The 14,208-nt window shown below is 64.4% G+C and carries 15 protein-coding genes and 1 pseudogene; 12 read left to right on the top strand and 4 right to left on the bottom strand.

Annotated features, from left to right (window positions below):
• On the bottom strand, nucleotides 1-377 hold a 377-nt coding region (locus G3N58_RS32075; RefSeq protein ID WP_277396997.1), incomplete at its 3' end, for a DnaA N-terminal domain-containing protein.
• Nucleotides 378-760: 383 nt separating this feature from the next.
• Between G3N58_RS32075 and rpmH the strand changes: the two genes are divergently transcribed.
• From rpmH to yidC, 4 genes are all read left to right on the top strand, one after another.
• Nucleotides 761-895: a 50S ribosomal protein L34 gene (gene rpmH / locus G3N58_RS32080; RefSeq protein WP_004198824.1), complete on the top strand. Its 135-nt coding sequence runs from the start codon at nucleotides 761-763 to the stop codon at nucleotides 893-895.
• Between the two features lie 10 nt (nucleotides 896-905).
• Nucleotides 906-1,394, top strand: a complete 489-nt coding sequence (locus tag G3N58_RS32085; RefSeq protein ID WP_205193403.1) for a ribonuclease P protein component — start codon at nucleotides 906-908, stop codon at nucleotides 1,392-1,394.
• Nucleotides 1,395-1,504: 110 nt separating this feature from the next.
• Complete coding sequence (yidD, locus tag G3N58_RS32090; protein ID WP_167050029.1) at nucleotides 1,505-1,735, top strand: membrane protein insertion efficiency factor YidD; 231 nt, start codon at nucleotides 1,505-1,507, stop codon at nucleotides 1,733-1,735.
• Between the two features lie 30 nt (nucleotides 1,736-1,765).
• On the top strand, nucleotides 1,766-3,424 hold the full coding sequence (gene yidC, locus G3N58_RS32095; RefSeq protein WP_167050031.1) for a membrane protein insertase YidC: 1,659 nt from the start codon (nucleotides 1,766-1,768) through the stop codon (nucleotides 3,422-3,424).
• Between the two features lie 138 nt (nucleotides 3,425-3,562).
• Here yidC and G3N58_RS32100 read toward each other — a convergent pair whose 3' ends face one another.
• Together G3N58_RS32100 and G3N58_RS32105 are read right to left on the bottom strand one after the other, a co-directional pair.
• On the bottom strand, nucleotides 3,563-3,970 hold the full coding sequence (locus G3N58_RS32100) for an XRE family transcriptional regulator (protein ID WP_167050033.1): 408 nt from the start codon (nucleotides 3,968-3,970) through the stop codon (nucleotides 3,563-3,565).
• Between the two features lie 510 nt (nucleotides 3,971-4,480).
• On the bottom strand, nucleotides 4,481-4,888 hold the full coding sequence (locus tag G3N58_RS32105; protein WP_167050035.1) for an XRE family transcriptional regulator: 408 nt from the start codon (nucleotides 4,886-4,888) through the stop codon (nucleotides 4,481-4,483).
• A 404-nt stretch (nucleotides 4,889-5,292) separates the two neighbouring features.
• Between G3N58_RS32105 and mnmE the strand changes: the two genes are divergently transcribed.
• The 3 genes from mnmE (at nucleotide 5,293) to G3N58_RS32120 (ending at nucleotide 8,522) form a co-directional block, all read left to right on the top strand.
• Nucleotides 5,293-6,687 carry a tRNA uridine-5-carboxymethylaminomethyl(34) synthesis GTPase MnmE gene (gene mnmE, locus G3N58_RS32110; protein WP_167050037.1) on the top strand — a complete coding sequence of 465 codons (1,395 nt, stop codon included), beginning with the start codon at nucleotides 5,293-5,295 and terminating at the stop codon, nucleotides 6,685-6,687.
• Between the two features lie 185 nt (nucleotides 6,688-6,872).
• A complete protein-coding gene (locus G3N58_RS32115; protein WP_206001202.1) occupies nucleotides 6,873-8,111 on the top strand; it encodes an integrase arm-type DNA-binding domain-containing protein in 1,239 nt (412 codons plus the stop codon).
• Nucleotides 8,112-8,357: 246 nt separating this feature from the next.
• Complete coding sequence (locus tag G3N58_RS32120) at nucleotides 8,358-8,522, top strand: hypothetical protein (RefSeq protein ID WP_167050041.1); 165 nt, start codon at nucleotides 8,358-8,360, stop codon at nucleotides 8,520-8,522.
• Between the two features lie 104 nt (nucleotides 8,523-8,626).
• On the opposite strand, the gene G3N58_RS32125 is transcribed toward G3N58_RS32120, so the two are convergent.
• Entirely contained in the window at nucleotides 8,627-8,953 is a 327-nt protein-coding gene (locus G3N58_RS32125; RefSeq protein ID WP_167285307.1) for an ecotin precursor, read from the bottom strand.
• Between the two features lie 328 nt (nucleotides 8,954-9,281).
• On the opposite strand from G3N58_RS32125, the gene G3N58_RS32130 reads away from it, so the two are divergent.
• From G3N58_RS32130 to G3N58_RS32150, 5 genes and pseudogenes are all read left to right on the top strand, one after another.
• The gene (locus G3N58_RS32130; protein ID WP_206001203.1) at nucleotides 9,282-10,907 is read left to right on the top strand and encodes a methyl-accepting chemotaxis protein; all 1,626 of its coding nucleotides are present in this window, start codon (nucleotides 9,282-9,284) and stop codon (nucleotides 10,905-10,907) included.
• 61 nt (nucleotides 10,908-10,968) lie between these two features.
• Nucleotides 10,969-11,433 carry a chemotaxis protein CheW gene (locus tag G3N58_RS32135; protein WP_167050047.1) on the top strand — a complete coding sequence of 155 codons (465 nt, stop codon included), beginning with the start codon at nucleotides 10,969-10,971 and terminating at the stop codon, nucleotides 11,431-11,433.
• Nucleotides 11,430-12,983, top strand: a complete 1,554-nt coding sequence (locus G3N58_RS32140) for a CheR family methyltransferase (RefSeq protein ID WP_206001204.1) — start codon at nucleotides 11,430-11,432, stop codon at nucleotides 12,981-12,983. The genes G3N58_RS32135 and G3N58_RS32140 overlap by 4 nt, the downstream gene beginning before the upstream one ends.
• On the top strand, nucleotides 12,976-13,671 hold the full coding sequence (locus G3N58_RS32145) for a chemotaxis protein CheW (RefSeq protein WP_167285830.1): 696 nt from the start codon (nucleotides 12,976-12,978) through the stop codon (nucleotides 13,669-13,671). Before G3N58_RS32140 ends, G3N58_RS32145 begins: the two co-directional genes overlap by 8 nt.
• Nucleotides 13,668-13,997 (top strand): annotated as a pseudogene (locus G3N58_RS32150) (Hpt domain-containing protein); the annotation flags it as partial. The gene G3N58_RS32145 and the pseudogene G3N58_RS32150, both read left to right, overlap by 4 nt.
• Nucleotides 13,998-14,208: the final 211 nt, after the last annotated feature.

The following is a 14,208-nucleotide window of genomic DNA, read 5'->3' on the forward strand; positions in this document are numbered from 1 at the left end:
CCTTGTTCTCGGCGCGCGTCACTCACCACATCATTCTGATCGCGGCCATCGCTCCGCTGCTCGCCCTCGCGTTTCCATTGCCGCGCCTCGCCTGTCCGCCGCTCGTGCCGGTAGTCGCCGCGCATGCCGGCTTTCGGGTCCAGCACGAATTGCACGTCGATCGGCGCATGCCAGAAATCGCGGGCCATATCCGCAATGCGGCCGGAGAACTGGCTCTTGACCCAGTCGAGCTTGAAGCGGTTCGGCGCGGCGATGGAGAGCGTGTTCGCATCGGCGTCGAAGGCGACCGGGGCCAAGGGTTTGATCCACGTCACGTACTGCTGGGGCGTAAGCTCACGCTCCAGCAATGCGGAACAGTGTTGCCAGAATTCGTTCATCGAGTTGCTGTCGTTATGGTGTGCACGGCGGTCGCCGCTGCCCCTGTCGCGCGCGCGCAACAAAGCCCTGTGCAGCCAGGCGTAACAGCCCCAGGCGCTTGTGCCACAAGGGTTTGCGGAGCAAGCGAGCCGGGGCGGCGTGCAGCATTTTTGGGAAGTAAGGCGAGATTCTAACGCCAAAACGGAGCCGAAAGGGAGTTATCCACAGGGACGGATCAACTGGCCGGATGAGCAGGAAGCGCTGCCGGACCGGGCTAAACTATTGACTGTCAACGGAAAACCGGTTTAAATAGCGGGTTCCGCGAAAACCAATTTCAGCAAACCACCGGCCATTGCGCTTTCAGCGATGATCGCGCGGTTTTTTTCGATCAAGTGAGAGCAACATGAAACGTACTTACCAACCTTCCGTTACCCGTCGCAAGCGCACCCACGGCTTTCGCGTTCGCATGAAGACCGCAGGTGGCCGCAAGGTCATCAACGCACGTCGCGCGAAGGGCCGCAAGCGTCTCGCCATCTAAGGCGAGCGGATTGCGCGCTGTGACCGAAGCCCGCGGCGAAGCGGGAGCGGCCGGGGCGCAGCAACCGGGCTCGGTTCCGTTGCGAGCGCAAGCCGCCTTCCCCAAAGCCGCAAGGCTGCTAAAAACGGATGAATTTTCATCCGTTTTTCGTTTGCGGCCGTGGCGCCGTACCGCGCACTTCGTCGTGTACGGCCGGCCCACCGGCAACGAGGCGCGTCTTGGCCTCGTGATCGGCAAGAAGTATGCGCCGCGCGCGGCCACGCGCAATCTGGTGCGCCGGATCGCACGCGAGGCCTTCCGGTTGCGCCGCGCGGAATTCGGCGGTTGGGATGTGCTGCTGCGTCTGCATACGCGTTTCGACAAAAAGGCTTTACCGAGCGCGTCGTCGCCGCCGTTGAAGGCGCTGTGCCGCAGCGAAATCGAAGCGTTGCTCGACAAGGCCGCGCGCGAAATTACCCGTCGTCAGGCGCCGCCCGCGGAGGCGCCGAAGACGGAATGACGCGGCGACCGCCCGCCCTCGGCCGTTGCAACCGGCGTTGCGCCGGCTGCTCCGCGGCGCGGGCGTCGCCCGGTATCCACGTTGCGCGGCGCCGTCCGGCCGCATCTGCCATGCAAACGGTACTCTTCGCTTTATTGCGTTTTTACAAGCTTGCCGTGAGCCCCATGCTCGGCAACCGGTGCCGTTTTTACCCTTCCTGTTCTGATTACGCGCGCGAGGCAATCCAGTATCATGGCGCCGCGCGCGGGACTTATCTCGCCGTGAGGCGTGTTTGCCGCTGTCACCCGTTTTCCGCGGGTGGCATCGATCTCGTCCCGCCACCCACTTCTGAAAAGCGCTGACGCGCCGTTCCATCGACACTGAGACAACGCATGGATATCAAACGCACCGTCCTATGGGTCATCTTTTTCATGTCAGCGGTCATGCTGTTCGACAACTGGCAACGCGACCACGGACGCCCGTCGATGTTCTTCCCGAGCCCGACGGCGACGAAAACCGCCGATGGCGCAGCTCCGGGGACCACGACGCCGGGAACCAGTCCGGCCGACCTGCCGGCCACTAACGCAGCCGCGCCCGGCAACGCGCCGGCGGCCACGCAATCGCAACTCGTCAAGTTCAGCACCGACGTCTACAGCGGCGAAATCGACACGCGCGGCGGCACGCTGTCGCGGCTTGCGCTCGTGAAGCAGGGCGACGGCAAGCAGCCGGACCTCGTCATCACGCTGTTCGACAAAACGAACAACCACACGTATCTGGCACGCACCGGCCTGCTCGGCGGCGACTTCCCGAATCACAACGACGTCTTCACGCTGATGCCGAATCAGCCGACCCAGTTGGCCGACGGTCAGAATTCGTTCCAGATGAGCTTCGAATCGCCGGAAAAGGGCGGCCTGAAGGTCATCAAGACCTACACGTTCACGCGCGGCAGCTATGTGATCGGCGTCGAGACGAAGATCCAGAACGTCGGCACCACGGCCGTGACGCCGCAGGTCTACATGGAACTCGTGCGCGACGACCAGCCGGTCGATACGCCGCGCTTCTCGCACACGTTCATCGGACCGGCTGTATACACCGACGAACATCACTTCCAGAAGATGACGTTCAGCGATCTCGACAAGAACAAGCAGGATTACGCGCATTCGGCCGACAACGGCTGGGTCGCGATGGTCCAGCACTACTTCGCGTCGGCGTGGATTCCGCAGCAGGGCGCGAAGCGCGAGTTCTACGCGGAGAAAATCGATCCGTCGCTCTATCGCGTCGGCGTGAAGCAGCCGCTGCCGACCATTGCGCCGGGCCAAACGGTCAGCGTGTCGGCACGCCTGTTCGCCGGTCCGGAAGAAGAGAAGATGCTCGCCGGCATCGCGCCGGGCCTCGATCTGGTCAAGGACTACGGCTGGGTCACGATCATCGCGAAGCCGCTGTTCTGGCTGCTCTCGAAGATCCATAGCTATGTCGGCAACTGGGGCTGGTCGATCGTGCTGCTCACGCTGCTGATCAAGGCGGTGTTCTTCCCGCTGTCGGCCGCGAGCTACAAGTCGATGGCGCGCATGAAGACGATCACGCCGCGCATGCAGGCGCTGCGCGAGCGCTTCAAGGGCGATCCGCAGAAGATGAACGCCGCGCTGATGGAGCTGTACAAGACCGAGAAGGTCAATCCGTTCGGCGGCTGTCTGCCGGTCGTGATCCAGATTCCGGTGTTCATCTCGCTGTACTGGGTGCTGCTGTCGTCGGTGGAAATGCGCGGCGCGCCGTGGATTCTCTGGATTCGCGACCTCTCGCAACAGGACCCGTACTTCATCCTGCCGATCCTGATGGCCGTCTCGATGTTCCTGCAGACCCGCCTGAACCCGACGCCGCCGGACCCGGTCCAGGCCAAGATGATGATGTTCATGCCGATCGCGTTCTCGGTCATGTTCTTCTTCTTCCCGGCGGGTCTCGTGCTGTACTACGTCGTGAACAACGTGCTGTCGATCGCGCAGCAGTACTACATCACGCGCATGATGGGCAAGTCGAAGGCGAAGCCGGCCTGACGCCTGTTCGCGGCGGGCGGGCGGCACTCTCCGCCCCCGCCGTTGCGCAGAAACGAAAAAGCCGCCCGGTGCAAACCGGGCGGCTTTTTTTCATGGTCTCGCGGACAGCTGAAAAGCGGCTGGCGACTGGCCACGCGCTTATTCTTCCTCGATGTCCTCGCCATAAAAGCGCACGATCATTTCCTCGACCAGATGCCGGTCTTGCGGCATGAGCGAGGCGATCTTCGACGCGAGTTCGATCGTCTCGGGCGTGGGCGGGTACTTTTCTCCGCGTGACATCGGTCTCGCACTCGCGCCGGGCGGCGGACCGTAATGGAGCCAATGCTCGCTGACGTTCAACCATTCGGCGAGCGTGCGCAACTTGTCCGGCTTCGGAATCGTCGTGCCCGAGATCCATTTGTGCGCGGTCTGCGTCGAAACGGGGCGCTCGCCGTGATAGCGTAGATTGAACTGCCTGGAGAGGTCACTCCCGCCACGGATTTTCAGAGGCTCGAGCAGGTCTTTCAGTCTCTTGGCGAAAGCGGTTTTTTGTTTGTTGGTCGGCATGGGCCAGATTGTGCAATCCGGCGCCAAACCTGTTGACAACCAGTCAGGCTCATGTTTTTCTTATTTGAGATAATTTTAGCTTGTAAGGCACACGGGCAAAGCGTTCGAAGAGATTGCATTTTCTCTATCTTTTTATTATCCAGCGGGACTTTGCGGGCGATACCCGTCTCATGTTTTTAAGATTGTTCTCAAATGGTGCAGTAGAAGTTGTAGCTTGTTTAAGATAAATCTGAATTCGCGATCTCGCATAGCAGGCCGAATCCAACGCCACCCCATCCGCTCCGGACCCGAATCACGATGCCCACGCCGATTGCGCCGATCACGCAGCCGTATTACATCGCGCGGAAACGGGCAAATCGAGGACAAAACCGGCCCAACACCTGTCCGCCGCGGGCAGCGATCTCAGCCCCGCCACCGCGCAGAAACAAAAAAAGCCGCCTGGTGCATACCAGGCGGCTTTTCTCATAATCTCGCGGGCGCTTGAAAAAGCGCTGGCGACGAACCGCGCACTTACTCGTCCTCGACGTCCTCACCGTAGAAGCGCACGATCATTTCCTCGACCAGATTCCGGTCTTTCGGCGTGAGCGATGCGATCTTCGAAGCGAGTTCGATCGTCTCGGGCGTTGCCGGATATTTCTCGCCGCGTGCCATCGGTCTCGCGTTCGTACCGGGCGGCGGGCCGTAGTGAAGCCAATGCTCGTTGACGCTCAACCATTCGGCAAGCGTGCGTAGCTTGTCCGGCTTTGGAATCGTCGTACCCGTGAGCCATTTGTGCGCGGTCTGCGGCGTAACGGGACGCTCGCCGTGATAGCGTAGATTGAACTGCTCGGCGAGCTTGGTCCCGCCGCGGATTTTCAGCGGCTCGAGCAGATCTCTCAGCCTTTTGGCGAAAGCGGCTTTTTCTTTGTCGGTTGGCATGGGCCAGATTGTGCAATTCGGCACCAAACCAGTTGACAACCAGATAAGCTTATGTTTTGCCTATTTGAGATAGATTTAGCTTGTAGGGCGCGCTGGACAAAGCGCTCCACGAAATCGCATTTTTCTATCTTTTTATTATCCTGCCTGCCTTTGCGAGCGATGGTCATCTTATATTTTTAAGATTATTCTCAAGCAGCATGATAGAAATCGTAGCTTATCCAAGATAAATCCTAATTTGAGGGATCGAACGGGGAGCGATGGCGCCGTCCGCGACGCCGCACGGCCGCCCGATGCGCCCGCGTTACAATGCCTCGTGCCGCATCGGCCCACATCTGCCGACATTGGCCCGCCGCGATTCGTACCGATCCGCTCGCTCTCCTCTCCTGTTTTCTGCCCGCTCTCCCATGCTCACGACCGACTCCGATCCCATCGTCGCCATTGCTACCGCGCCCGGCCGGGGGGGCATCGGCGTCGTGCGGATTTCGTTCGGCCGCGCGGGCGAAGCGGCCGCCCTGCCGCTGATGCAGGCACTCACCGGTCAAACGCTTGCACCGCGCCACGCGAGCTACGTGCCGTTTCTCGACGCCAGCGGCAATCCGCTCGACCGCGGCATTGCCCTCTACTTCCCGGCGCCACACTCCTACACCGGCGAGCACGTGCTCGAACTGCAAGGCCACGGTGGCCCGGTCGTGCTGCAACTGGTGCTGCAACGCTGCATCGACGCCGGCCGCGCGGTCGGCCTGCGACTCGCCGAACCGGGCGAATTCACGCGCCGCGCCTTTCTGAACGACAAGCTCGATCTCGCGCAGGCCGAGGCCGTCGCGGATCTGATCGAGGCCAGTACCGAGGCCGCTGCCCGCTCGGCGGGCCGTTCGCTCGACGGCGCGTTTTCGCGCGACATTCACGCGCTCGTCGAAGACGTGATTACGCTGCGCATGCTGGTCGAAGCGACGCTGGACTTCCCCGAGGAAGAAATCGACTTCCTCGAAGCCGCCGACGCGCGCGGCAAGCTCGCCCGCATTCGCGAGCGCCTCGCGCACGTGCTGAGCGAAGCGCGCCAGGGCGCGTTGCTGCGCGAGGGGCTGTCGGTCGTGCTCGCGGGACAGCCGAATGTTGGCAAGTCGTCGCTGCTGAACGCGCTGGCCGGCGCGGAACTCGCGATCGTCACGCCGATCGCCGGCACGACGCGCGACAAGGTTGCGCAGACGATCCAGATCGAAGGCATTCCGCTGCATGTGATCGACACGGCCGGCCTGCGCGAGACCGAAGACGAAGTGGAAAAGATCGGCATCGCGCGCACGTGGGGCGAAATCGAGCGCGCGGACGTGGTGCTGCATCTGCTCGACGCACGCACCGGCATGACGGCCGAGGACGAAACGATCGCGGGGCGCTTCCCGAGCGGCGTGCCGGTCGTGCGCGTGCTGAACAAGACCGACCTGACGGGCCTCGCGCCCGCGACGCAGGCGCTCGACGCCGATCTCGAACTGAGCGAGGTGCGGCTGTCGGCGAAACAGGGCGACGGCGTCGCGTTGCTGCGCGACGAGTTGCTGCGGATCGCCGGCTGGCAGGCGGGCGCGGAAAGCGTGTACCTCGCGCGCGAGCGACATCTGATTGCGCTGCGCGCGGCCGAAGAGCATCTGGCGACGGCTGCCGCGCATGCCGAACAGAACGCGCAGGCGCTCGATCTGTTCGCCGAGGAACTGCGGCTGGCACAGGATCAGTTGAATTCGATTACTGGTGAATTCAGTTCGGACGATCTACTTGGAGTGATTTTCAGCAGATTCTGTATCGGCAAGTAAAAGCGATGGGGAAATTCCGTTATATTCATTCTCCAATAAGGGGTTTGGCGTCATTTTCTCGCCCTCGTCGTAGGCAGAAAATCCAGCTTGCCTACCCATAATCGGATAAATCTTTGGTACACAACCAGCATACGGTTTAGAATCACCGCACCTCGTGCATCAACCGCATCAACGTCCCGACGCGCATGCCTCGCCTCGCCACGCCCCTCACCGAATCCCAGATCCGCGCGCTCGAACCGCGCGCGACCCGCTACTGCGTCGCCGACGGCAACGGTCTCGTCATCGAAGTCATGACGACCGGCAGCAAGATCTGGCGTTTCCGCTACACGCTGAACGGCAAACGCCAGCCGCTCGCCACGATCGGCGACTACCGGATGATTTCGCTGCGCGTCGCGCGCGCCAAGGCACAGAAGTACGCGGAAATGGTCGCGCAGGGCATCTCGCCGGTCGCGACCGCGCGGCGCGACCGCGGCGCCGAAAGCAAGGCTGACGTGCTGCGCGAAGCCGCCGAGCTGTATCTCGCCACCGCGATGGCCGGCAAGTCGGACGAATATCGCCGCACGACGCGGCGCGCGCTCGAAAAGGACGTGCTGCCCGCGATCGGCAACAAGCCGATCAGTGCCGTGAGCGCCGACGACATCCTCGCGATCTGCGAGCGCATCAAAAGCCGTGGCTCGCCGAAGATGGCGCTGCATACGCGCAACGTGGTCAAGCGCCTGTACGCGTACCTGATCGCGCGGCAACTCGCGTCCGGCAATCCCGCCGAAGTCGTGCCGGCGCGCGCGCTCGCCACGCTCGACACCCGTACGCGCGTGCTGTCTGGCGCCGAGATCGGCGCGACGCTGCAGGCCGTCGACACGTCGAACATCCGCCGTCCGCTGAAGCTCGCGCTGCATCTGCTCGTGCTGACGATGGTGCGCAAATCGGACCTCGTGGAATCAATGTGGGCCGAATTCGATCTCGACCACGCGCGCTGGACGATTCCGGCCACGCGTCTGAATGCGCATGCGGATCGCGTCGTGTATCTGCCGCGCCAGGCCGTCGCGATGCTGCGCGAGTTGCAGCGCGCACGGGCGAGCCAGAATTTCGTCTTCCCGAGCGTCCGGGGCGACGATCGACCGATCGCGAAAAGCACGTTAAATCAGGCGGTCAAGGCCTTGGGGATCGAAATGGAGCATTTCGTGCTGCATGATTTTCGCCGCACCGCGACGATGCATCTGCGCGAAATCTCGCCGCAACCGGACGCGCACGGCGACGCCATGCGGGACCCCGCACCCGCTGCAACGGACAACCCCACACACGACCAGGCGCACGGCGAAGCGCACAACGAAGCCGAGCGGCAACGTCAGCGACTCCAGAGCTGGGCGGACTTCGTCGATATCCAGATCGAAGCCGCGCGGCAGGCGCGCAGCGGGATGGCCTGATGACGGCATTGCCAAGGGTTGGGCGGCGTAGGGAGTTTCCCTCGATGCGCCGCAACCGATGGTACACAGGCGTCCATCAACCCCTATCAATTAGCTGAAAACAAAGAAAAAGAACCGGTGAAATCCGGTTTCATATCGGCCTTCGAAACACCCCGCCAGCGTCGCGCAACCGCTTCAGATCGTCGTTCTTTCCCCGCTTCCATCGCCTACACTGAGAGTTGGATGCAAGCCGATACGGAGGTTCCGATGTCTGAATCGCTGCTCGCCTATCTGATGGGGCCCACCGTCATGCTGCTGGTCGGCTTTGCCATCTGGATGGCGTCCCGTCATCACCGCGACCCGTCAAAGCCGCCCAGAATCGAGCGCTGGCTCGATACGCATTACGCGGAGTGGCTGCACCACAAACACTGAGACTGAGCGGTGTATGCATCGATTACAAAAAAGGCCGTCGCATCGGGCGACGGCCTTTCTGTCTGCGTAGAGCACGCGCGATGTGAGCGCACACCTTCACGCGATCACCACCCCGGCTGCGGCTGCGCATATCCGTACTGTCCGGGCGGCGGCGCACCGCACGCGACATACGCGCGCTGGTACTGGTCGTAGCAATATCCCGGCGGCGGGCCGGCATAGGCCGGCGCCGGCTGATACACCGGCTGCTGCGCATAGACCGGCTGCGGATACGCGACCACCGGCGCCGGATTCAACGCCGCGCTGACCACCGCACCGAGCACCGCGCCGCCGATCAGCGCCCCCACCACATCGCCGCCATGTCCGTGCGCGGAGGCTTGCCCCGCCACGCTCAAACTGCCCGCCATCACCAACGCTACTGCGATCTTTTTCATGTGAGCCTCCCGCCCGTTCAGGCATGGAATGGATTGTCGTGCGGATGCGCGGAAATAGATGCTGCAAGTGGTAACGGAACATTAACCCTGTAACAGCCGTTCGATCCGGCACCTGCCGGTGCACGGGCGGGCACCGTACTGCAATCCCGCGTTTTGTGCCGTGTTTCCCCCTCTAATCCGCCCAAAACACGCCCCCGATCAATGTAGAATTCGCCGCATGAACTGTCGGACAAATCCGATAGACAGTAAAACTGTCCGGTCCGTCGATCCGACCCGCAACGGGTCGATACGCGGAATCGAACAGAAACAAAGGTAGGGGGGCCTGCGCGTGAAACAATGGACCATCCGGCAACGGATTCTTTGCAGCTTCGGAATCGTTCTGATCGTGATGCTCGCCATGGCAATCGTCACTTTCGGGCAGCTCGGCGGCATAGACCGCGACGCGAAAAGCCAGCAGCAGGACTCGATGCCGGGCCTCTACTACGCGACCGCGATACGGGCGACCTGGTTCGAAAACTATTCGATCACGCAGCGCCTGATCTTCGTCGACGCGGACGCCGATTCCACGAAGCGCGACCTCGCGAGCCTGCAGGACTCGCAGCAGTCGCTGCAGAAACAGCTCAACGACTACGGCGCGACGGTTTTCCGCAGCGACGACCGGGACCTCTTCAACGAATTCCGGCAATACCACACGCAGTACGCGGCCGCGCAAACGGCGCTGCTCAATAGCCTCGCCGCCTCGAAAGACAACGCCGCGCGCATCTTCAACGCGCAGCTCACGCCGGTCTGGGAAAGCGGCCGGCTGACGGCGCGCAAGCTCGTCGACGACAACAGGAGCTACGCGGACCAGTCCACCGCGAGCATCCGCACGTCGGTCGAGACGACGCGCATCGTGCTGCTCGTGATGCTGGCGCTCGCCTTGATCGTCGCGGTGCTGGCCGGCTACTGGCTGCTGCGCGCGGTCACGGTGCCGATGGCGAAGGTACTGCGAGTCGTCGACGTGATCCGCACCGGCGATCTGACGCAACGCCTGCAACTGCATCGCCAGGACGAAATCGGCGCGCTCGAAGCGGGCTTCAACCGCATGACCGACGAACTCACCGCGCTGGTCGGCCAGGCGCAGAAGTCGGCGGTGCAGGTCACGACCTCGGTCACGGAAATCGCCGCGACCTCGCGCGAACAGCAGGCCACCGCGAACGAGACCGCAGCCACGTCCACGGAAATCGGCGCGACCTCGCGCGAGATTTTCGCGACCTCGCGCGATCTGCTGCGCACGATGAACGAAGTCTCCGAGGTGGCGAGCCAGTCGGCCGCGCTCGCAGGCACCGGCCACAGCGGCCTCGCGCGCATGGAAGAAACCATGCGCCATGTGATGGAAGCGGCCGGCTCGGTCAACGCCAAGCTCGCGATCCTCAACGAGAAGGCCAGCAACATCAACCAGGTCGTCGCGACGATCACGAAGGTCGCGGACCAGACCAACCTGCTCTCGCTGAACGCGGCGATCGAAGCCGAAAAAGCCGGCGAATACGGCCGCGGCTTCGCGGTCGTGGCGACCGAAATCCGCCGCCTCGCCGATCAGACCGCCGTCGCGACCTACGACATCGAACAGATGGTCAAGGAGATCCAGTCGGCGGTGGCCGCCGGCGTGATGGGCATGGACAAGTTCTCCGAGGAAGTGCGCCGCGGCATGCTCGACGTGCAGAACGTCGGCGGTCATCTGACGCAGATCATCGAGCAGGTGCAGCAGCTCGCGCCGCGTTTCTCGATGGTCAACGAGGGCATGCAGACCCAGGCGACCGGCGCCGAGCAGATCACCCAGGCGCTGACGCAGCTGTCCGAGGCCGCGCAGCAGACCGCGGAATCGCTGCGTCAGTCGACCCAGGCGATCGACGATCTGACGCACGTTGCCAACAGCCTGCGCACCGGCGTGTCGCGCTTCAAGGTCGTGGCCTGAGATCGCCCAGGCGATCCGCCCTGACCCGCGCCCGCCCCGCTCACGCTTCCCGTCCACGCCGATGCTCTTCATCCTCTTCACGCTCGACAGCGAACGCTACGTGATCGACGCGACGCAGGTCGAGCGCATGATGCCGCTCGATCCGCGCGCGCCGCCGAAGACGATCCCCGGCGCGCCGGCGTGGGTCGCGGGCGTGCTCGAGCACGACGGCGCACCGCTGCCGGTCATCGATCTGCCGGCGCTCGCGCTCGGCCGCCGCGCCGAGCCACTGATGTCGACGCGCGTCGTGCTGGTGCACTATCCGCATGCGGGCGGCCAGCGCCTGCTGGCGTTGCTGCTCGAAGGCGCGACCCGCACGATTCGTCTGGAACCCGAAGCATTTCGCGCGACCGGCATCGACACGCCGCACGCGCGCTATCTCGGTCCGGTCGCGAGCGAAGCGGGCGGGCTCGTGCAGTGGATTCGCGTCGAGGCACTGCTGACCGACGACGTGAAGGCGCTGCTCTTTCCCGAGGCGCACGCATGAACGCGCATCACGACAACGCGCCGCTTTACCGGCGCTTCGCCGAACAGCTGCATCGGACGATGGGGCTCGACGCGACCTCGCTCGGTCATCGGGCCATCGAGCGCGCGGTCGATCAGCAGGCCGCCGCGTGGCGCGCGGACGGCCATGCCGAAGCGACGCTCGCCGATTACTGGAACGCGGCGCAGGTGTCGCCCGAGCTATGGCAGGCGCTGATCGAAGCGTTGACGGTGCCGGAAACCTGGTTCTATCGCGACGCCGAGGCATTCCGCACGCTCGCGCGGCTCGCGCAGGAACGCTTGCGGGAGCGCGCTCACGCGGCCGGCGGCACGCTGCCGCTGCGGATTCTGAGCCTGCCCTGCTCGACCGGCGAAGAGCCGTACACGATCGCGATGACCCTGCTCGACGCGGGCCTCGACGCCGCGCAATTCCGCATCGACGCGATGGATATCAACGAGCGCTCGCTGGCCGCGGCGCAGCGCGCGGTCTATGGGCGCAACTCGTTTCGCAGCAGCACGCTCGCGTTTCGCGACGCGCACTTCAGCCCGGCCGGAGACGGTTGGCGTCTCGCGCCGCGCATCGTCGAGACGGTGCGCTTCTCGCACGCGAACCTGATGCAGCTCGACACGCCCGCGCTCGGCCTCTACGACTTCGTGTTCTGCCGCAACGTGCTGATCTATTTCGACCGCGACACGCAGCAGATCGCGTTGCAGGCGCTCAATAGCGTGCTGGCCGAAAACGGCACGCTGTTCGTCGGTCCGGCCGAGACCGGCCTGCTGATGCGCTACGGCATGCAATCCGCGAAGATTCCGCTCGCGTTCGCGTTTTATCGCGCCTCGGCCCAGAGCATGCAGGCCAGCCACTGGCACGCCGCGCCGCTCGCGACCGCCGCCGCCCTGGCGATGACGCCGCCGCCCGCGCGCGTGCCCGCTCCCGCGCCGGTGTTTTCGGCCGAGCCCTTTGCGTGGCCCGATCCGGTTGCGCGCGCCTCGTTCGACGGCGCGGCGCGGGTTGCAGTGTTCGGTGCCGGCGCGTCGCCGTGGACGAGGCCGCTGACGCCGGCACGCACGGCCACGCCCACGACGCGCACGACACCGGCATGGCAGCCACAGCCGGCGCAAGCCCAGCAGATGAATGGGCACGCCAACGTCCCCCTTGAAACACCGTTCGGCACGCAGATCAAGGCCCCCTTCGGCACCCCAGGCGCTACCCAAGGCAAGGCGGCCCCCACGACCATCGAGCGCGACACGCTGCAAGCCGCGCGCGAACTCGCCGACGCCGGCCGTCTCGCGGACGCCGCCGCGGCCATCCACGCGTATCTCGAACAGCACGCCCCGCACGCGGAAGCGTTCTACCTGCTCGGCGTTCTGGCCGACGCCAACGGCGACAGCAACGTCGCGCGCGCCCAGTATCGCAAGGCGATCTATCTCGATCCGCAGCACCCGGAAGCGCTCGCGCATCTGGCGACGCTGCTCGACCTCGAAGGCGATCGCGACGGCGCGCGCCTGCTGATGCAACGCGCGGCGCGCGCGCAAGGATCGTCCCGTGCGTGAGTTCCGCGACATCCGCATCGACGATTGCTGGAACCGCATCGGCGTGCGCGGCGATTCGTCGTGCGAGCGGCTCGCCGAATACGTGCGCTGCCTCAATTGCCCGGTGTTCGAGGTAGCCGCGGCACGGCTGCTCGATCAGCCCGCGCCGCTCGCTGCCTTGCCGCAGCAGGACGCGGCGCCGCAAGCGCTGCCCGACGGCCATGACGCATCGCGTTCGCGGGAGACCGGCGAATCGCTGCTCGTGTTTCGCATCGGCCGCGAATGGCTGGCGCTGCCCACGCGGATTTTCAAAAGCATCGTGCAGACGCGCACCGTGCATACGCTGCCGCATCGGCAGCATCGCGCGGTGCTCGGGGTCGTCAACGTGCAGGGCGAGTTGCTCGTGTGCCTGTCGCTCGCGCATCTGCTCGGCTTCGAGCCCGACACCGCCGCCGCCCGCAACGACCGCACGCGCCTCGATCTGCCGCGCCTGCTCGTGATCGCGCGCGACGAAGAGCACGCGGTGCTGCCGGTCGATCAGGTCGACGGCGTGCACCGCTTCGCGCCGTCGACGTTCCGCGCACCGCCCGCCACGCTGTCGGAGACCGCCGCCACGCACACGCGGGCGGTCGCGCCGTGGCGCGGCATCAGCGTCGGCCTGCTCGACGCCGACGCGCTGTTCGACACACTGAACCGGAGTCTCGGATGACGGACGACCCGCGCCGCCCGTCGTTGATCGATCTGTTCCGCGAAGAAGCGCGCAACCAGGCTCGCGTGCTCGACGACGGCCTGCTCGTGCTCGACCGCGCGCCCGGCGACGCCGCCGCGCTCGAAGCCTGCATGCGCGCCGCGCATTCGCTGAAGGGCGCGGCGCGCATCGTCGGCGTGCAGGCCGGCGTCGAACTCGCGCATGCGATGGAAGACTGCTTCGTCGCCGCCCAGGAAGGGCGCGCGCTGCTCGACGCCGCGTGGATCGACGTGCTGTTGCGCGGCGTCGATATCGTCGCGCGCATCGGCAACGACGAGGACGAAGCGGCGCGCGACGAGGTCGGCGCGTGCGTCGCCGCCTTGCAGGCCCGGATGGCTGAGAGCGGAAGAGCGGCGTGGAGGGAAAGAGGGTGGTCCAATGGGTAGATCTCGGTGGTAGCCGTATGAGGAAAAAAAAAATCTGTAAAGGCGAGAGTAGACATAGTCCAATTCTGACGTATGACGTCTCCAGAGATCAACAGTCGGTCTTCCACCGTCT

Source organism: Paraburkholderia sp. Ac-20342 (assembly GCF_017104985.1).
GTDB lineage: Bacteria > Pseudomonadota > Gammaproteobacteria > Burkholderiales > Burkholderiaceae > Paraburkholderia.

Coding starts and splice junctions, on each gene's coding strand:
- rpmH (WP_004198824.1), top strand. CDS start 761: ATGAAACGTACTTACCAACCTTCCGTTACCCGTCGCAAGCGCACCCAC.
- G3N58_RS32125 (WP_167285307.1), bottom strand. CDS start 8,953: ATGAAAAAGATCGCAGTAGCGTTGGTGATGGCGGGCAGTTTGAGCGTG.
- yidD (WP_167050029.1), top strand. CDS start 1,505: ATGCAAACGGTACTCTTCGCTTTATTGCGTTTTTACAAGCTTGCCGTG.
- G3N58_RS32105 (WP_167050035.1), bottom strand. CDS start 4,888: ATGCCAACCGACAAAGAAAAAGCCGCTTTCGCCAAAAGGCTGAGAGAT.
- mnmE (WP_167050037.1), top strand. CDS start 5,293: ATGCTCACGACCGACTCCGATCCCATCGTCGCCATTGCTACCGCGCCC.
- G3N58_RS32115 (WP_206001202.1), top strand. CDS start 6,873: ATGCCTCGCCTCGCCACGCCCCTCACCGAATCCCAGATCCGCGCGCTC.
- G3N58_RS32135 (WP_167050047.1), top strand. CDS start 10,969: ATGCTCTTCATCCTCTTCACGCTCGACAGCGAACGCTACGTGATCGAC.
- G3N58_RS32100 (WP_167050033.1), bottom strand. CDS start 3,970: ATGCCGACCAACAAACAAAAAACCGCTTTCGCCAAGAGACTGAAAGAC.
- yidC (WP_167050031.1), top strand. CDS start 1,766: ATGGATATCAAACGCACCGTCCTATGGGTCATCTTTTTCATGTCAGCG.
- G3N58_RS32120 (WP_167050041.1), top strand. CDS start 8,358: ATGTCTGAATCGCTGCTCGCCTATCTGATGGGGCCCACCGTCATGCTG.
- G3N58_RS32140 (WP_206001204.1), top strand. CDS start 11,430: ATGAACGCGCATCACGACAACGCGCCGCTTTACCGGCGCTTCGCCGAA.